The 17,904-nt window shown below is 67.5% G+C and carries 13 protein-coding genes and 1 tRNA gene; 11 read left to right on the top strand and 3 right to left on the bottom strand.

Annotated elements, in window-relative coordinates; translation table 11 throughout:
- Window positions 1-93 precede the first annotated feature (93 nt).
- Window positions 94-1,419: a PucR family transcriptional regulator gene (locus tag V4U86_RS10760; RefSeq protein ID WP_395311213.1), complete on the top strand. Its 1,326-nt coding sequence runs from the start codon at window positions 94-96 to the stop codon at window positions 1,417-1,419.
- Between the two features lie 10 nt (window positions 1,420-1,429).
- On the opposite strand, the gene V4U86_RS10765 is transcribed toward V4U86_RS10760, so the two are convergent.
- Window positions 1,430-1,936, bottom strand: a complete 507-nt coding sequence (locus tag V4U86_RS10765) for a DUF402 domain-containing protein (protein ID WP_395311214.1) — start codon at window positions 1,934-1,936, stop codon at window positions 1,430-1,432.
- 178 nt (window positions 1,937-2,114) lie between these two features.
- On the opposite strand from V4U86_RS10765, the gene uvrB reads away from it, so the two are divergent.
- From uvrB to V4U86_RS10795, 6 genes are all read left to right on the top strand, one after another.
- On the top strand, window positions 2,115-4,286 hold the full coding sequence (uvrB, locus tag V4U86_RS10770; protein ID WP_395311215.1) for an excinuclease ABC subunit UvrB: 2,172 nt from the start codon (window positions 2,115-2,117) through the stop codon (window positions 4,284-4,286).
- Between the two features lie 43 nt (window positions 4,287-4,329).
- Window positions 4,330-5,718 carry an MFS transporter gene (locus V4U86_RS10775; RefSeq protein ID WP_395311216.1) on the top strand — a complete coding sequence of 463 codons (1,389 nt, stop codon included), beginning with the start codon at window positions 4,330-4,332 and terminating at the stop codon, window positions 5,716-5,718.
- Window positions 5,719-5,779: 61 nt separating this feature from the next.
- Entirely contained in the window at window positions 5,780-6,532 is a 753-nt protein-coding gene (locus tag V4U86_RS10780) for a DUF899 domain-containing protein (protein ID WP_395311217.1), read from the top strand.
- A gap of 483 nt (window positions 6,533-7,015) precedes the next feature.
- Entirely contained in the window at window positions 7,016-9,121 is a 2,106-nt protein-coding gene (locus V4U86_RS10785; RefSeq protein ID WP_395311218.1) for a GH39 family glycosyl hydrolase, read from the top strand.
- A gap of 60 nt (window positions 9,122-9,181) precedes the next feature.
- Window positions 9,182-9,255, top strand: a tRNA-Cys gene (locus V4U86_RS10790).
- Between the two features lie 143 nt (window positions 9,256-9,398).
- On the top strand, window positions 9,399-10,397 hold the full coding sequence (locus V4U86_RS10795; RefSeq protein ID WP_395311219.1) for an alpha/beta hydrolase: 999 nt from the start codon (window positions 9,399-9,401) through the stop codon (window positions 10,395-10,397).
- Between the two features lie 4 nt (window positions 10,398-10,401).
- On the opposite strand, the gene V4U86_RS10800 is transcribed toward V4U86_RS10795, so the two are convergent.
- Window positions 10,402-11,268, bottom strand: a complete 867-nt coding sequence (locus V4U86_RS10800) for an SDR family oxidoreductase (RefSeq protein ID WP_395311220.1) — start codon at window positions 11,266-11,268, stop codon at window positions 10,402-10,404.
- Window positions 11,269-11,578: 310 nt separating this feature from the next.
- Between V4U86_RS10800 and V4U86_RS10805 the strand changes: the two genes are divergently transcribed.
- The 3 genes from V4U86_RS10805 (at window position 11,579) to V4U86_RS10815 (ending at window position 14,201) form a co-directional block, all read left to right on the top strand.
- Window positions 11,579-12,022, top strand: coding sequence for a universal stress protein (locus tag V4U86_RS10805; RefSeq protein ID WP_395311221.1), 444 nt, complete (start codon window positions 11,579-11,581; stop codon window positions 12,020-12,022).
- A 119-nt stretch (window positions 12,023-12,141) separates the two neighbouring features.
- Window positions 12,142-13,290: an acyl-CoA dehydrogenase family protein gene (locus tag V4U86_RS10810; RefSeq protein ID WP_395311222.1), complete on the top strand. Its 1,149-nt coding sequence runs from the start codon at window positions 12,142-12,144 to the stop codon at window positions 13,288-13,290.
- Window positions 13,287-14,201, top strand: coding sequence for an LLM class F420-dependent oxidoreductase (locus tag V4U86_RS10815; RefSeq protein ID WP_395311223.1), 915 nt, complete (start codon window positions 13,287-13,289; stop codon window positions 14,199-14,201). The genes V4U86_RS10810 and V4U86_RS10815 overlap by 4 nt, the downstream gene beginning before the upstream one ends.
- Before the next feature lie 4 nt (window positions 14,202-14,205).
- On the opposite strand, the gene V4U86_RS10820 is transcribed toward V4U86_RS10815, so the two are convergent.
- Window positions 14,206-14,880, bottom strand: coding sequence for an MBL fold metallo-hydrolase (locus V4U86_RS10820; RefSeq protein ID WP_395311224.1), 675 nt, complete (start codon window positions 14,878-14,880; stop codon window positions 14,206-14,208).
- 74 nt (window positions 14,881-14,954) lie between these two features.
- On the opposite strand from V4U86_RS10820, the gene uvrA reads away from it, so the two are divergent.
- Window positions 14,955-17,867, top strand: a complete 2,913-nt coding sequence (gene uvrA / locus V4U86_RS10825) for an excinuclease ABC subunit UvrA (protein ID WP_395311225.1) — start codon at window positions 14,955-14,957, stop codon at window positions 17,865-17,867.
- Window positions 17,868-17,904: the final 37 nt, after the last annotated feature.

Raw genomic sequence — 17,904 nt, forward strand, 5'->3', positions numbered from 1 at the left:
GCAGGCTTTTTCTTGTCTGAGTGCGCCAACGTCGAACCCGGCCGTTGTCCAATATCCGCACCATCGATCCGGTGCGGCGATACCGTGCAGTGCATGGAGCCGGCCTGGACGGGCGCGCACGGCGATGACCAGCGCAGGGTGTGGTCGGCGGTGCTCCGACCTGCCGCCGCCGACCTGGCCGAGCGGGCCGGCGAGATCGCGGACGCGGTGAACGACTACACCAGCGAGCGGTTGCCCGACCTACTCGTCGACGCGGAGGCCCTCGAGGTCAACCGCGCCAGCACCGAGGCCAGCATCCGTGACTTCGCAGAGGTGCTCTTGGCCGGCAGCGACCCCGCCCAGGCGGCACACCTGCCGTCTTCGACGCTCGCCTATGCGCGGGACGGCGCGCGCCACAACGTGCCGCTGACCACGCTGATGCGCGCCTATCGGCTCGCGCATGCCGCGACATCTCGCCACTTCAACGCGATCCTGGACCGCCACGCCGGCAGTGCCGACGAATTGAACCTCGCCTCCGAGTTGGCCTCGGCCTGGCTGTTCGCCTACGTCGACGCCGCGCTGTGTCTGGTCGAGGAGGTGTACACCGCCGAGCGCGACCGGTGGTTGCGCAGCGCGGCCGCCAGCCAGGCCGAGACCGTCGGCGCCATTTTGGCCGGACAACCCATCGACATCGACATCGCCACCCGGCGGCTCCGCCACGACGTCCGCCGGGTACACGTCGGTGCGATCGCCTGGCTCGAATCCCACGAGGAAGGGCGCAACACCCAGGCCGTGCTCGAAGCGGCCATCCGCGACATCGCCTCCGCGATCGGTTCGCAAAGGCCCCTCGTGCATCCCCTCGGAATTCTGTCGGCCGCGGCCTGGATCAGCTCGCACAGTGTGGTTCCGTCGAAAGTGTTGGACGAGTTACGGTTTCGTACGGCCAACGCGCCCGGGGTGCGCGTCGCGATCGGTGAGCCCGCAAGCGGCCTCGCGGGCTTCCGCTCCAGTTACCTCGAAGCGGTCGAGGCACAACGAATCGCGCGGCTGGCAGGCCGGCCGGTCGGTAGCGTCACCCACTACGACAACGTCTCGTTACGCGCGATCGCCACCGTCGACGTCGAACAATCACGGGTGTTCGTGCAACGTGAGTTGGGTCGGCTGGAGTCGACGGATGAAACCACGCGCCGCCTTGCGGCCACACTGCGCACCTATCTCGACGAGAACTGCAGCCGCGGACGCACCGCGAAGCGGCTGCACATTCATGAGAACACCGTCGCCTACCGGATTCGTCAGGCAGAGGAGCTGCTGGGGCGATCACTGGAGAAGCGCACCCTGGAGCTGCGGGTCGCGCTGGCGCTCGCCGAACTCGTCGCCCCGGGGGCCGACTCGGCTGCACCGGCTGCCACCGACGACAGGAACGGGATGCCGGTTCGGTGACGGATCGTGATCATTTCCAGGTGAGCTGCACGCCTCGGGTGGCAAGCCAGCGGTCCAGGTCGTAGTCGTGGCGGGCCAGTCCGTCGACGGCCGCCACCGCCGTGTGGACCGCCTGCTCGCCGGCCTCGGGGCTGAGCAGACCGTGCCGGATCGCGTCCATCAGTTCGTCCACGTCGGTGATCTCGACCCCGGCGCCGGTGCGCACCACCAGGTCCAGGTAGTGGTCCTCGGCGTGCCAGACCGCGCCGTCGGCGGTGAACCTCCCGATATCGAGATAGAAGTCCTGGTCGCGTTCGTGGCCCGGGTTGAAGTGGAAGACCGATGCCCGCAGTCCCAGCGCCGGCAGCAGCCACGATTCCAGGTAGTGGAACTGGGCGCGTCCCGGGGTGGGCCGGGCCATGTACAGCCCCCACGGCCGCACCGTGTAGATGTCGACGGCGCGGACGATCCCCTTGGGATCGGTGTTGGTGCGGGCGTCGAGGTCGAAGGTCTCCTGCTTGGGCGGGTGAATGGTCATCGCCACCGGCGCAGGTCGAGGACGCCCCGTCCGCGCCACGGCGGGCGGGCGACCGGGCCCGGTAGGCGCGACGCGACGCGTACGGGTTCGGACACGGCGCCACGGTAGCGTGCCGGTCGGCTACGCGCGCAGCGAAGCGGGAATGAACTTGTCGGCCCCCACGCTTAACCTGGAGACCATGGCTTTCGCTACCGAACATCCCGTGCTCGCGCAGTCGGAGTACCGACCTGCCGCCGACGCCGTCGACGGCATCGTGCGCACCGGCGGCAGGTTCGAGGTGGTCAGCGAGTACGAACCCGCGGGCGACCAGCCGGCCGCCATCGCCGAGCTGGAACGCCGGGTCCGGTCCGGCGAGCGCGACATCGTGCTGCTGGGCGCCACCGGTACCGGTAAATCCGCGACCACCGCCTGGTTGATCGAGAAGCTGCAGCGACCCACCCTGGTGATGGCGCCCAACAAGACGCTGGCCGCGCAGCTCGCCAACGAACTGCGGGAGATGTTGCCGCACAACGCCGTCGAGTACTTCGTCTCGTACTACGACTACTACCAGCCGGAAGCGTACATCGCGCAGACCGACACCTATATCGAGAAGGACAGCTCGATCAACGACGATGTCGAGCGGCTGCGGCACTCGGCCACCTCGAGCCTGCTGTCCCGCCGCGATGTCGTGGTGGTGGCCTCGGTGTCCTGCATCTACGGCCTCGGCACCCCGCAGTCCTATCTGGACCGCTCGGTGGAGCTCAAGGTCGGCGACGAGGTACCCCGCGACGGGCTGCTGCGGCTACTGGTGGACGTCCAATACGACCGCAACGACATCGCCTTCACCCGGGGATCGTTCCGGGTGCGGGGCGACACCGTGGAGATCATCCCGGCCTACGAGGAACTGGCGGTCCGCATCGAGTTCTTCGGTGACGAGGTGGAGGCGCTGTACTACCTGCACCCGCTCACCGGTGACGTGGTGCGGCAGGTGGACTCGGTGCGTATCTTCCCGGCCACCCACTATGTCGCGGGGCCGGACCGGATGGCCGTCGCGATCTCCAGCATCGAGGCCGAGTTGGAGACCCGGCTGGCCGAACTGGAGGGCCAGGGCAAACTGCTGGAGGCGCAACGGCTGCGCATGCGCACCAACTACGACCTGGAGATGATGAAGCAGGTCGGCTTCTGCTCAGGCATCGAGAACTACTCCCGGCACATCGACGGGCGTGGCCCGGGCACCGCGCCGGCCACGCTGATCGACTACTTCCCGGAGGACTTCCTGCTCGTCATCGACGAGTCACACGTCACCGTGCCGCAGATCGGCGGCATGTACGAGGGTGACATGTCCCGCAAGCGCAACCTGGTCGACTTCGGCTTCCGGTTGCCCTCGGCCGTCGACAACCGGCCGCTGACCTGGGAGGAGTTCGCCGCCCGGATCGGTCAGACGGTGTACCTGTCCGCGACGCCCGGAAACTATGAGATGGCGCAGGCCGGCGGCGAGTTCGTCGAACAGGTGATCCGCCCGACCGGGCTGGTCGACCCGCAGGTGCTCGTCAAACCCACCAAGGGTCAGATCGACGATCTGATCGGCGAGATCCGGCTGCGCACCGAACGCGACGAGCGGGTGCTGGTGACCACCCTGACCAAGAAGATGGCCGAGGACCTCACCGACTACCTGCTCGAGATGGGTATCCGCGTGCGCTATCTGCACTCCGAGGTGGACACCCTGCGCCGGGTCGAGTTGTTGCGGCAGCTGCGGCTCGGCGAGTACGACGTACTGGTCGGCATCAACCTGCTCCGTGAGGGCCTGGACCTGCCCGAGGTATCGCTGGTGGCGATCCTCGACGCCGACAAGGAGGGCTTCCTGCGGTCCCCGCGCAGCCTCATCCAGACCATCGGCCGCGCTGCCCGCAACGTGTCCGGCGAGGTGCACATGTACGCCGACAAGATCACCGACTCGATGCGGGAGGCCATCGACGAGACCGATCGCCGCCGTGCCAAGCAGATCGCCTACAACAAAGAGCACGGGATCGATCCGCAGCCGCTGCGCAAGAAGATCGCCGACATCCTCGATCAGGTGTACCGCGAGGCCGACGACACCGAGAACGTCGAGGTCGGCGGCTCCGGACGCAATGCCTCGCGCGGCCGCCGCGCCCAGGGCGAGCCGGGCCGCGCGGTCAGTGCCGGCATCGTCGAGGGCCGCGACACCAGCAATATGCCGCGGGCCGAGTTGGCCGACCTGATCAAGGACCTCACCGAGCAGATGATGACGGCGGCACGCGATCTGCAGTTCGAACTCGCCGCGCGCATCCGCGACGAGATCCAGGACCTCAAGAAGGAACTGCGCGGGATGGATGCCGCCGGCCTGAAATAGCGGCTCTTGAACTCAACCGCGGTTGAGCTTCTAGGTTGACGGGGTGACCGACACGCATGCGTTGACCGGCGGGAGCTGGCGCGAACTGCTGGGGCCGAAGAACGTCGGCGCCTCGACCGTCCTGGCCGGCGGTGTTGCGCTGTATGCCACCAACGAGTTCCTCACCATCAGCCTGCTGCCCAGTGCGGTCACCGAGATCGGCGGCCAGCGGTACTACGCCTGGGTGATGACGGTTTATCTGGTCGCCTCGGTGGCCGGCGCCACGCTGGTCAGTTCGCTGTTGGCGCGGTTCGGGCCCCGGGCGACGTACCTCGGCGCGCTCGCCGTGTTCGGTGCAGGCAGTGCGATCTGTGCGCTGGCGCCCGGCATGGAGGTGCTGCTCGTCGGCAGGGTGATTCAGGGCGGCGCAGGTGGGCTGCTGGCAGGTCTGGGCTACGCGGTCATCAATACCGCACTGCCGCAGTCTTTGTGGACCCGAGCGTCGGCGCTCGTCTCGGCCATGTGGGGCGTGGGTACCTTCCTGGGGCCGGCCATCGGCGGCTTGTTCGCCCAGTTCGGTTCGTGGCGTTGGGCTTTCGTCGTACTGGTGGTCCTCACCGTCGCTATCGGGGTGCTGGTGCCGATGGCATTGCCGGCGCGGTCGAGTGCCGGTGAGGTGGTGGCGATCCGGGTTCCGGTGTGGTCGCTGGTACTGCTCGGCGCGGCCGCGCTGGTGGTCAGTGTGGCCGGTGTGCCTCGGCACGCCGTCGTGACCACGATCCTGCTGGTGCTCGCCGGTGCGCTGGTCGTGGTGTTTCTGGTGGTGGACCGGGCTACGGCACACCCGGTGCTGCCGCCCACCGTGTTCCGGCCGGGTCCGTTGAAGCGGATCTACCTGACGCTGGGCGCGCTGATGGCCGCAACCATGGTGGTCATGTACGTCCCGTTGTTCGGCCAGAAGCTGGCTGGTTTGGCGCCCGCGGCGGCCGGCATCCTGGGGGTGGCCCTGGCGATCGGCTGGACGGTGAGCGAGATCGTCAGCGCCTCGGTCGATCGACGTGCGGTGGTCGCCCGCATCGTCGGCGTCGCGCCGGTGGTGATGGCGGTCGGCCTGGGCGCCTGCGCGCTGCTGGTCCGCGAGGGCATGCCGGCCTGGCTGGCCGTGGCGTGGGGACTGGCGATGGTGGTGGCCGGTCTCGGGGTCGGGATGGCCTGGCCGCATCTGTCGGCGTGGGCGATGACCGAAGTGGATGATCCGGCCGAGGGCCCGGTGGCGGCCGCGGCGATCAACACGGTGCAGCTGATCTGCGGCGCGTTCGGCGCCGGGATCGCCGGCGTGGTGGTCAACACGGTCCCCACCGGCGACGCGGTTGCGGCTCGGTGGTTGTTCGGCGGATTCGCGGTGCTGGTGGCGTTCGGTGCCATCGCCTCCTTCCGCGCCGGGCGGCGCTGAGTTTTCCGGCGCGGGGGAGTCTGCCTCGGTAGACCCCTTCGATCCGGTGAGGAGCCATCCGATGACGCAGCCCAGCGCCTACCCCGACGAGGTGTCCCGCGAGCAGTGGCTGCAGGCGCGCCTGCGGCTGCTGGCCGCCGAGCGTGCGGCCACTCACCTGCGCGACGCCGTCAACGCCGAACGGCGACGGCTGCCGATGGTGAAGGTGGACAAGGACTACCTGTTCGAGGGTCCGCGCGGGCTGGTCCGGCTGGTCGATCTGTTCGAGGGCCGCACCCAGCTCTACATCCATCACTTCATGTGGCTCGACGAGATCGATCAAGGATGCCCCAGCTGCACCGCCGCCGCGGATCTGACCTTCACCGACTCCGATCGGACCCTACTGAACGCCAAGGACGTGACGTTTGCCTGCGTGTCCCGGGCGCCGTTCACCAGCATCGAGCGGTACCGGGCGGCGCACGGCTGGAGCTTCCCCTGGTACTCGACCCGTAACGGGGACTTCAGTTATGACTTTCACGTCACGCTGGACCCGAACCGCGCTGCGGTGCAATACAACTACAAGTCCTATGACGAGTTGCGCCGCGACGGCTGGACCGATGCCGACCTGCGCGGGGACTGGCCCGGCGCCAGTGTGTTCCTGCGCCGCGGGGCCGAGGTCTTCCACACCTATTCCACCTACGCCCGCGGACTCGACCACACCGCGGTCGGATACCCGTTCCTGGATCTGACTCCCTACGGACGTCAGGAGCCGTGGGAAGATTCGCCGGCCGGCTGGCCTCAGAGCGGGGTCGCGGCCGGCATGCCCCATCAGTAGCCGACCGGCCGACCGTCCCACATTTCGGGATAGCACTGGTGAGAGCACCTGAATTTACGCTCGGGACAACTCTTGTCCGCAGCGACGCCTGGGGCTTCTGTTCGCGGAACGTACTGTTGAGCCAATATTTGCTAGGACTGGCTGATGTGGCGCTGGGGCGCTGGAGTGGCTGGGGGCAATGACTGTTGCCGATGAGAGAAACGATGCCTATCTGGACCGATGTGCCTCCTGTGGAGGCTGAGTCCGGGGCTATCCCCCTGACCGGCAAACTTACGGCGTTTGCCAGAATCGCAGTACCAGGTGCGGATATTTATATTTCCGATCGGTAAATTCTTTGCCAAGAATCTGTCCGGAAAAGCCATTTGGAAAAGGCTTTTCTTACTCACAAGTAGATTTCGTAATTTCTCTTCACTGTGGCTAATTTTCTAGCAGTGTCGGGCTGGGGAAGGCCCGACGTCACGGTGTCAGAAACGGTGGTTAAACATGTGGAGTTGTGTCCGGCGGCCGATTCGCGGTATTGCGAGCCGGGTCGTAATCGGCGTCACCGCGGCCGCGGTGGTCGCGACCACCGGTAGCCACCTCTCGGTGCCCGAGGTGAAACGCGTCGCAAGCTATGAAGTGACCAATGTTGCGGCGGTCGACGATTCCTCGACGGCCGTCGGGATCTCCGACTCGAACATCTATTTCGCCGACGATCTCAACGAGGTGCTGGCCCGCCTCTCCCTGACCGCCTCGCTCGGGGTGAAGAACATCCGCCTGCTGGTGCCGTGGTGGCAGATCCAGACGCAGGACCCGCTCGGTCAGCCTGTCGACTGGGAAAGCGACCTGAACTGGGCGAAGCTGGACACGATCGTCGCCGAGGCGGACCGACTGGGGCTGGGCATTCTCGGAGTGCTGCAGTGGACGCCGGCCTGGGCGACCGATGGGCCTCCGGGCAGTGGTCATCCCTCGGATCCGCAGTATCTCGCCGATTTCGCCGGGGCGGTCGCCTCTCGGTACCTCAACAAGATCACCGCGTATGAGGTGTGGAACGAGCCGAACTTCGTGCTGTTCTGGAATCCGGTGGATCCGGTGGAGTACACCGAGATGCTGAAGGCCACCTATACCGCGCTGAAGGCGGTCAGCCCCGACATCACGGTGGTCGGAGCGGTCGTCGGCCCCGGTATCACCATCGGTGAGTGGACCAAGAGTCCTGTCGAGTTCGTCGCGGCGATGTACGCCGCCGGTGCGCACGGCTATTTCGACGCAATCTCCTTCCATCCCTATGACTTCGTCACGAAGTTCTCCGAGCAGGAGGCGAATATGCTCTCGCCGCTGCTCCAGATTCAGCAGATCCGGGCAATGATGGATGCTCATCTGCAGCCGGGTGAAGAGCAACTGAAGATCTGGATCACCGAATACGGATTGCCCACCAGTCAGGTGTCGGCCGCGGTCCAGTTGGAATTCATGCGCGACATTCTCACTGCGTGGCAATCGATCGCCGGGGCCGGTCCGGTATTCCTCTACTCGATCCAGGACGATCCGGATGCGGCGGGGGATGAGCGTTTCTTCGGGATCTTCGATCAATTCGGGAATCCCAAGGACGCCGAAGCGCTGGCGCAGCTCAAGAAATTGATCCGGTGTCTGCAGGAAGGATGTGCGCCGGGCAACCCGACCAACCCCGTGTCGGCGTTGCTGCAGGCGATCCAGCAGGTGGTGACGCAGATCCTCAGCGTCGTGCCGAACCTGGTGGCCAGCGTCGTGCAGGCGGTCACGAATCTGATCGGATCGGTTCTGGGCGGGCTGACGGGCGCGCTGACCGGCACGCCGGCGGCCTCCGGGGCTTCGATCGGGGCTTCTCTGCGGGCCATGTCGGCGACGTCGGATCTGGAGGCGGACGCAGCGGCAGCTGAGGCGGCGGCACCGGAAAGCGGTGCTGCACCTGCTCCCGAGGTGCCGGCCGAGCCGGTAGCCGAGGAGGTGAGCGTCGGCGCGGAGGTGGTGGCGGCCGAGGTGCCCGTCACCGAATACGTCGTCGTCGCCGACGAGGCGGTGGCCGAGGTTCCGGTGACCGATGAGGTCGTGACGGAAGAGGTCGTGACGGAGGTTCCGGTGACCGAAGAGGTCGTGACCGAGGTGCCGGTGACCGAGGACGTCGTGACCGAGGTGCCGGTGACCGAGGACGTCGTCACCGAAGTTCCCGTGTCCGAAGTCCCGGTGTCCGATGACACCGTCACCGAGGACGAGGTGGTCGAGGAGACCCCGACCGACACCGTGGTGGACGCCCCGGTGGCCGACGACGTGCCCGCCACCGACCCGGTGACCACCGATGACACCGAGGACACCACCGGGACCGTCGGCGACGTCGCACCGTCGGATCCACCGGCTGACATCTCCGGGGCCTTCGAGGGGTCGGCGCCGGAACTCGGCCAGGATTCGCCGTCGAAGTCGACCCGCTCGGTCACGACGGCCGGGCCGCGGTTGCGGACCGCAGGGGTCCCGAAGGCCAGTGCCGATCACGACGGGCCGCGGCGATCCGAGGTACGCGCGGCCGGGACCGCGGCCACCGAACGGCGGGAGTCCGCGGCGCGTCGGGTGTCCGCGGAATAGCAATCACGGCGATCGCAACGATGTACGGCTCGGTCACCCCGTGGCAGATTGGTCACTGCTGCGGGTGTGGCTGAGTGGCTAGGCACCGGCCTGCAAAGCCGTTTACACGGGTTCGATTCCCGTCACTCGCTCCAGCAACCACGTAGGTTCGGCGTACCGCCAAATCCCGTGGAACACGCAGGGTTTCCCATCCCGGCCCCGCACGGTCGGGTGGGGCGCCGTGCCGCGGTGTACGCGATACCCGGCGTCGACGTCCCGGAGGGGCTAACCTTCGCCCGTGCGGAAGATACTGTTCGCGACGGCGACGCTCGCCGCACTCGGTGGCTGGTCGGCGCTGCGGCGCTACCAGGCCCTGCGCCCGGAGCTCTCGCGGGTGGCGCCCGAACTGCGTAATCCGCTGCTGCCGCTGCTCACCACGAGCCACGGGCCACGCTCGCTGCCCCTGGCGCGGTGGTTCAACAACATCGAATCTGAGCCCGGCGACGGCGTCGAGGCCGTCGAGCGCCGGATCGGGTCGCCCGAATTCGGAGTGCTCATCACCAGGCCGACAAGCTCCGGCGATTCCGGAGCACGTCCCGGTGTGCTCCATATCCACGGCGGCGGATTCATCTTCGGGTCCCCCAGGAACGAGGCCGCGACCTGCGGAACGCTGACCCGCGAACTGGGGGCCGTCGTGGTGTCACCCGACTATCGGCTGGCGCCCGAGCACCCGTTCCCGGCGGCGCTCGACGACTGCATGGCCACCCTGCATTGGATGCGCGCGCATGCCGACGAGATCGGCATCGACCCCGACCGGATCGCGGTGACCGGGTCCAGCGCAGGTGGCGGCCTGGCGGCGGCCGTCGCCCAGCGCGCCTTCGACGAGGGCATCACGCTGCGCGCCCAGGCGCTGGCGTACCCGGCCGTCGACGACCGGACCACGCTGCGCGACCAACCGGGCCGGGGCAGGTTCCTGTGGCCGGCGAAGTCGAACACCTTCGCCTGGACCTCATATCTGGGCCGGGCCCCGCGATTGTCCGACGCGCCGCGCTACGCCGCGCCCGCGCGCCGCGACGACCTGTCCGGGCTGGCGCCGGCCTGGGTCGGGGTGGGGGAACTGGACCTGCTCTATGACGAATCGGTCGAGTACGCCGCGCGACTGCGGGCCTGCGGTGTGCCGTGCGAGGTGGTCACCGTCCCGGGCATGTACCACGCGGCGGACGGGTTGATGACGAAGGCGCCCGCGATGGCGGAATTCCGGCGCAGTATCGCCGACTTCCTGGGCCGGCACCTGTAGCCGGTCAGCGTTTCACCGGCCCGCGCGCGAACTTCCACAGGTAGCGCGGAAGCCCGCGCAGCGGGACGGGCCGCGGCCAGTCTCCGGTGCGGAAAAACGCATCGGTCCCGCCGTCGACGAAAATGACGCTGCCGCAAAGGAAATCGGCGGAGTCGGACAGCATGAAGCACATCCAGTCGGCCAGCTGCTCGGGCGCACCGAACCCCCCGATCGGCACCGGAAACTTGCGAACCGCCTTGCCCTCCATGGGCTGGGCCAGTTGGGCCTCCAGCAGCGGGGTCAGGATGGCGCCCGGTGCCAAAGCGTTGAGCCGGATTCCGGCGCCCGCCCAGTCGGGGGACACCGCCTGCTCGCGGACCCAGCGGCTGAGCGCGATCTTCGACGCCGCATAGATGATGGCCGAACCCTGTTGCCCCAGCAGTCGGATGCTGCGGACCGCCTTGTCGGGATCGTGTGCGAGCAGGGCGTTGATCGTGCGGCGGGGCACCACCGGAACCGTGGTGGCGGAGTTGCTCGCGATCACCACCACCTTCGCGCGGTCCGCGGCGGCCAAGGCCGGCCGCCACGCCGTCAGCGGTTCGACCACACCGAGGAAGTTCACCTGCGCGATCAGTTGATTGCGTCCCGCGCCGGACCCCGGGCCCAGCCCGGCCGCCAGCACGGCCCCGTCGAGCACACCGTCGGCCGCTGCCAGCACCTCATCGGCCGCGGCCCGGCGGCCCTCCGGTGTCGAGAGGTCCGCGATGACATCGGCATCCTTGAGGTCGACACCGATCACCCGATGTCCCTGTTCGCGAAGCTTGCGGGCCGCATGCCAGCCCATGCCCGATGCCGAACCGGTGATCGCGTATGTTCCGGGTGCGTCAGCCATCCCCTCACCATAAAGCCGGCGTCACCGGACTCGAATGTGGGGCGAAATTGCCGTCCTGGCAACATCATCGTCGCGGCGTCTGCCGTACCTGATCTGTGATGGCGGTCGCGGCGGAAACGGCAGCGTCACATAGCTCACGGAAAGGTCATCGGAGCCCTGTTACCAGCTAGCATCGACACTTGAACAGCGCCGCCCAACGGCCGTTCGACGCGCCGCGTGTTCGTGAATCGGACCCAAGGCCGTCGCGCATCGGGATAGGGTCTCGGGTGGCTTGAAATTCGATGTGGCAATCGACATTGGGAGGGCATGAATGAGCGCCTACAAGACCGTGGTGGTCGGTACGGACGGATCGGATTCTTCGCTGCGGGCAGTTGACCGCGCCGGGGAGATCGCGGCCGGATCGGGCGCGAAGGTCGTCGTCGCGACCGCGTACTTCCCCCAGAGCGAGGACCATCACGCGGCGGACATTCTCAAGGACGAGGGTTACAAGGCCACCGGTAACGCCCCGATCTACGCCATTTTGCGCGAGGCGACCGAGCGGGCCAAGGCCGCTGGCGCCACCGATGTGGTGGAGAAGGCTGTGGTCGGTGCCCCCGTGGACGCCCTGGTCGATCTCGCCGAATCCGAGAAGGCCGACCTGCTGGTCGTCGGTAACGTCGGCCTGAGCACCATCGCGGGCCGACTGCTCGGCTCGGTGCCGGCCAACGTGGCCCGCCGGTCCAAGGTCGACGTGCTCATCGTGCACACGTCCTGACCTCATCAGACAACCAGACCGAGGCCCGGTGCCACCCTCATCCGGTGGCGCCGGGCCTCGGCGTTTGACGCCATCCTGAAGAGCTTTACAAATAGCCGTGAAAGTGTCACGGTATGCGGGTGGATTTCTCGCGCGTCGAGCTGTCGGCGGAGGACTTGGCGTTCCAGCAGGAGCTACGCGAGTTCCTCGCCGATCTGGTCACCGACGAGGTGATCCGCCGCGACCGTGAGACCGGCGAGAATTTCGACGAGACAGTGCATTTGGCGCTGGGCGCGGCCGGATACCTCGCTGCCGACTACCGGTCCGAGGCCGAGGGCGGCTTCACCGCGGTGCGCCGCCGCATCTGGGAACTGGAGATCGGGCGGGCCGGCACCCCCTGGTTCCATTGGGGCACAACAGCGATGGTGGCCAGATCGGTAGAGGCCTTCGGGCCCCCCGAATTGGTCGAGCGGATCATGCCCGGTGTGCTGTCCGGCGAACTGCGTCTCTGCCTGGGCTACACCGAACCCGACGGTGGTTCCGATGTGGCGACCTGCAAGACCAGGGCGATCAGAGACGGCTCGGGCTGGATCGTGAACGGCTCCAAGATGTTCACCTCGAACGCGCACAACGCCCAGTACGTCTTCCTGATCACCAACACCGACCCGGCCGCCCCGAAGCACCAGAGCCTCACCATGTTCCTGGTGCCATTGGACTGCCCGGGTGTGGAGATCCAGCCCATCCGCACGGTGGACGGGGACCGCACCAACATCACCTTCTACACCGACGTCCGAGTCGGCGATGATCACCGCATCGGCCCGGTCAACGGTGGTTGGGCGGTACTGCGGGAGGCGCTGAAGGTCGAGCACGGCACCGTCGCCCGTGACGACAGCGGCCTGCAGAAGCTGGCCACCATGACCGAGCACATCACGCTGACGGCCACCGCGGTGGACCGCATCGCCGGTATCGCCGAACCGGACTTCCGGCTCGGCCGGGCCGTGGCGCGACTGGAGGCCGCCATGAGTTCACCGGACATGTACGGCCGGGTCGCCATCGCGCAGACGATGCGCGACATCGCGCCGGATCTGATGGACATCCTCGGAACGGCCGGCGCGCTGCCCGACGGTGCCGCCGGCGCCGTCGATGGCGGGGGAGCCGAGTACATCTACCGGTTGGCGTCCCCGACCGGTATCTACGGCGGGACCCTGGAAGTGTTCCGCAACATGATTGCCGCGCAGGCCCTCGGATTGCCGCGGCCGGTCTATGCGCCCCCGAAGGGAGCTCGATGAAATTCGCATTCACCCACCCGATGCACAGCCACCCCTACAACCCGGAATTGGTCAACGGGGCCGGGGTCGCCGCGGTGGCGGCCGCCGCCGAGGCCGCCGGGTTCGCCGGTTTCGGGTTCACCGATCACCCTGCGCCCACCCAGAAGTGGCTCGACCACGGCGGGCACGATGCGCTGGATCCCTTTGTGGCCATGGGCTTCGCCGCCGCGCACACCACCACACTGCGCTTGATACCCAATGTGGTGGTACTGCCGTACCGGAACCCGTTCGTGGTCGCCAAAGCCGGTGCGACGCTTTCGCTGTTGTCTTCGGGAAGGTTCACCCTGGCCGTCGGCGTCGGCTATCTCAAGCGTGAATTCACCGCGCTCGGAGTCGATTTCGACGAACGCGGGGCTCTCGTGGAGGAGGCCCTGCAGGTCATCCGGGCCATCTGGACCGGTGACGATGTCAGCTTCGAGGGCCGGCACTTCACCGCCGCCGGTATCACCGCGCACCCCCGCCCGACCGAGCCGCCGCCGATCTGGATCGGCGGCAACACCGCCGCCGCCCGCCGCCGCGTCGCCCAGCACGGCGACGGATGGTGCCCGTTCCCGGCCGCCGGCGTGCTGGCGCAGACCGCCCGCACCGACCCGATGGATTCCCTGGACACCCTGAAGGCGGGCATCGATGATCTGCGCCGCCGCCTGGACGAGGCCGGCCGGGATCCGGCGACGGTCGACGTCACCTTCAGCAACGCCGTCGGCGGAGTGCCCGGCGCGGACTCCTTCGACCCGGCGGCCTACCTGGACGGTGTGCAGCAGCTGGCCGCGCTGGGGGTGACCTGGATCCAGGTGCAGGTGCCCGGCGACAGCCTGGCGCACGCGACCGAGGAGATCGCCCAGTTCGGCGAGCAGGTGATCGCCAAACTCTGACGCCTCACCAGCCCCGCTCACGCCATTCGGTCAGGTGCGGGCGCTCCGCACCCAGGGTGGTGTCGTCGCCGTGGCCCGGGTAGACCACCGTCGAATCGGGGTATACGTCGAACACTTTGTTCGACACGTCGCCGAGCAGCCGGTCGAAGTCACCCTCCTTCCAGGTCTTGCCGACCCCGCCCGGGAACAGGCAGTCCCCGGTGAACAGGTGGGTGACGTCCCCGTCGGCGCCCGTGAGCGCCAGCGCGACCGAGCCCTCGGTGTGACCCTGGAGGTGAATCACGTCGAAGGTGAGGTTGCCGACGGTGACGGTGTCCCCGTCGGCCAGGATCTTGTCCGGGCTCACCGGCAGCGGCTCGGCGTCCAAGGCGTGCGCGGCGGTCGGTGCGCCGGTGGCCCCGGCCACAGCCGTCAGCGCCTGCCAGTGGTCGTAATGCTGGTGGCTGGTCACGATGAGCGCGATATCGGGGGCATATTCCCTGATCAGCTCGATGAGCCGGTCGGCGTCGTTGGCGGCGTCGATCAGCAGCGTCTTCCCGGTCGCGGAACACGTGATGAGGTAGGCGTTGTTGTCCATCTGGCCGACCGACGCCTTGATGATGCTCGCGGACGGCAGGGTGCGTCGTGCCGCGCTGCCCGGGTCGACGTGGCCGGTGTAGTTCTCGACGAGGGTGCTCATACCGCCACGTTATCGAGCTTGTCGGTGGGGGCACCTAGCATGGGCCGTGAATTCTGTCTTGGGAGGAAACCCCGTTGTCTGACCGTCTGATCGTCAAGGGCGCGCGCGAGCACAATCTACGTGGCGTCGATCTTGATCTGCCGCGTGACGCCCTGATCGTGTTCACCGGCCTGTCCGGCTCCGGGAAATCCTCGCTGGCCTTCGACACGATCTTCGCCGAGGGCCAGCGCCGCTACGTCGAGTCGCTCTCGGCGTACGCCCGGCAGTTCCTCGGGCAGATGGACAAGCCGGACGTGGACTTCATCGAGGGCCTGTCCCCGGCGGTGTCCATCGACCAGAAGTCGACCAACCGCAACCCGCGGTCGACCGTCGGCACCATCACCGAGGTGTACGACTACCTGCGTCTGCTCTACGCGCGGGCCGGCACGCCGCACTGCCCGGTCTGCGGGGAGCGCATCGCGCGCCAGACCCCGCAGCAGATCGTCGACCAGGTGCTCGCCATGGAGGAGGGCGCCAAGTTCCAGGTGCTCGCACCGGTGGTGCGCACCCGCAAGGGCGAGTTCGTCGACCTGTTCGAGAAGCTCAACACCCAGGGCTACAGTCGCGTGCGCGTCGACGGGGTGGTCTACCCGTTGACCGATCCGCCCAAGCTCAAGAAGCAGGAGAAGCACGATATCGAGGTGGTCGTGGACCGCCTCACCGTCAAGGCCAGCAGCAAGCAGCGGCTCACCGACTCGGTGGAGACCGCGCTCGGGCTGGCCGACGGCATCCTGGTGCTCGACTTCGTCGACCGGGATGACAACGATCCGCACCGTGAACAGCGGTTCTCCGAGAAGCTGGCCTGCCCGAACGGACACGCCCTGGCCGTCGACGACCTGGAACCGCGGTCGTTCTCCTTCAACTCGCCCTACGGCGCCTGCCCGGAGTGCACCGGTCTGGGCATCAAGAAGGAGGTCGACCCGGACCTGGTGGTGCCCGATCCCGAGTTGACCCTCGCCGAGGGCGCCGTGGCCCCCTGGTCGATGGGTCACACCTCGGAGTACTTCACCCGGATGATGTCCGGTCTCGGTGACGAGATGGGCTTCGACGTCAACACCCCGTGGAAGAAGCTGCCCGCCAAGGCACGCAAGGCCATCCTGGAGGGTTCCGACCATCAGGTGCACGTCCGGTACAAGAACCGCTACGGCCGCACCCGGTCCTACTACGCCGACTTCGAGGGTGTGCTGGCCTTCCTGCAGCGCCGGATGGAGCAGACCGACTCCGAGCAGATGAAGGAGCGCTACGAGGGCTTCATGCGCGACATCCCCTGCCCGGAGTGCGAGGGGACCCGGCTCAAGCCCGAGATCCTGGCGGTCACGCTGGCCGCGGGCGTGCACGGTGAGAAGTCCATCGCCGAGGTCGCCGAACTGTCCATCGCCGACTGCGCGGTGTTCCTCAATGCGCTCACGCTGGGGCAGCGGGAACAGGCGATCGCCGGGCAGGTGCTCAAGGAGATCCAGTCCCGGCTCGGCTTCCTGCTCGACGTCGGCCTGGAGTACCTGTCGTTGTCCCGGGCGGCGGCCACACTGTCCGGTGGTGAGGCGCAACGCATCCGGCTGGCTACCCAGATCGGCTCCGGTCTGGTCGGCGTCCTCTACGTGCTCGACGAGCCGTCCATCGGGTTGCATCAGCGCGACAACCGCAAGCTGATCGACACGTTGGTGCGGCTGCGCAACCTCGGCAACACCCTGATCGTGGTGGAGCACGACCTGGACACCATCGCGCACGCCGACTGGGTCGTCGACATCGGCCCGTACGCCGGTGAGCACGGCGGCCGCATCGTCCACAGCGGTACCTACCAGGATCTGCTGAAGAACCCGGAATCCCTCACCGGCGCTTACCTTTCCGGTAAGGAGAGCATCGAGGTCCCGGCCATCCGCCGCCCGGTGGACCGCAAGCGTCAGCTCACCGTCGTCGGCGCGCGCGAACACAACCTCAAAGAGGTCGACATCGCGTTCCCGCTCGGGGTGCTCACCTCGGTCACCGGGGTGTCCGGGTCGGGTAAGTCGACGCTGGTCAACGACATTCTGGCGACCGTGCTGGCCAACAAGCTCAACGGTGCGCGGCAGGTGCCCGGCCGGCACACCCGGATCAACGGTATCGACCAGCTCGACAAGCTGGTGCGCGTGGATCAGTCGCCGATCGGGCGCACCCCGCGGTCCAACCCGGCCACCTACACCGGCGTATTCGACAAGATCCGCACCCTGTTTGCCGCCACCACCGAGGCGAAGGTCCGCGGCTATCAGCCCGGTCGGTTCTCGTTCAACGTCAAAGGTGGTCGCTGCGAGGCCTGTTCGGGTGACGGCACGCTGAAGATCGAGATGAACTTCCTGCCCGATGTGTACGTGCCGTGCGAGGTCTGCCACGGTGCCCGGTACAACCGGGAGACCCTGGAGGTGCACTACAAGGGCAAGACCATCTCCGAGGTGCTGGACATGCCGATCGAGGAGGCCGCGGAGTTCTTCGAGAACATCACCTCGATCCACCGCTATCTCAAGACGCTGGTCGACGTCGGCCTCGGTTACGTGCGGCTCGGCCAGCCGGCGCCGACACTGTCCGGCGGTGAGGCGCAGCGCGTGAAACTGGCCGCGGAGTTGCAGAAGCGTTCCACGGGTCGGACGGTCTACATCCTCGACGAGCCGACCACCGGTCTGCACTTCGAGGACATCCGGAAGTTGCTCAAGGTGATCAACGGCCTTGTCGACAAGGGCAATACGGTGATCGTCATCGAACACAACCTCGACGTCATCAAGACCTCGGACTGGATCATCGACATGGGGCCCGAGGGCGGCGCCGGTGGCGGCACCATGGTGGCCGCCGGGACCCCGGAGGATGTCGCCGCGACGCCGGGCAGCTACACCGGGCAGTTCCTCGCCGAGATGCTCGACGTGGCTCCCGTAGAGCCCGCACCGAAGGTGCGCAAACGCCGCAGCAAGGTCAGCGCGTAGCGGCGCATTCTTCGCATCAGCTTGTCGGTGGCGAGGT

The organism is Mycobacterium sp. AMU20-3851, assembly GCF_043974665.1.
Classification (GTDB): Bacteria; Actinomycetota; Actinomycetes; order Mycobacteriales; family Mycobacteriaceae; genus Mycobacterium.

Coding starts and splice junctions, on each gene's coding strand:
- V4U86_RS10780 (WP_395311217.1), top strand. CDS start 5,780: ATGACGCAGCCCAGCGCCTACCCCGACGAGGTGTCCCGCGAGCAGTGG.
- V4U86_RS10800 (WP_395311220.1), bottom strand. CDS start 11,268: ATGGCTGACGCACCCGGAACATACGCGATCACCGGTTCGGCATCGGGC.
- V4U86_RS10815 (WP_395311223.1), top strand. CDS start 13,287: ATGAAATTCGCATTCACCCACCCGATGCACAGCCACCCCTACAACCCG.
- V4U86_RS10765 (WP_395311214.1), bottom strand. CDS start 1,936: ATGACCATTCACCCGCCCAAGCAGGAGACCTTCGACCTCGACGCCCGC.
- V4U86_RS10760 (WP_395311213.1), top strand. CDS start 94: ATGGAGCCGGCCTGGACGGGCGCGCACGGCGATGACCAGCGCAGGGTG.
- uvrB (WP_395311215.1), top strand. CDS start 2,115: ATGGCTTTCGCTACCGAACATCCCGTGCTCGCGCAGTCGGAGTACCGA.
- V4U86_RS10785 (WP_395311218.1), top strand. CDS start 7,016: ATGTGGAGTTGTGTCCGGCGGCCGATTCGCGGTATTGCGAGCCGGGTC.
- V4U86_RS10805 (WP_395311221.1), top strand. CDS start 11,579: ATGAGCGCCTACAAGACCGTGGTGGTCGGTACGGACGGATCGGATTCT.
- V4U86_RS10820 (WP_395311224.1), bottom strand. CDS start 14,880: ATGAGCACCCTCGTCGAGAACTACACCGGCCACGTCGACCCGGGCAGC.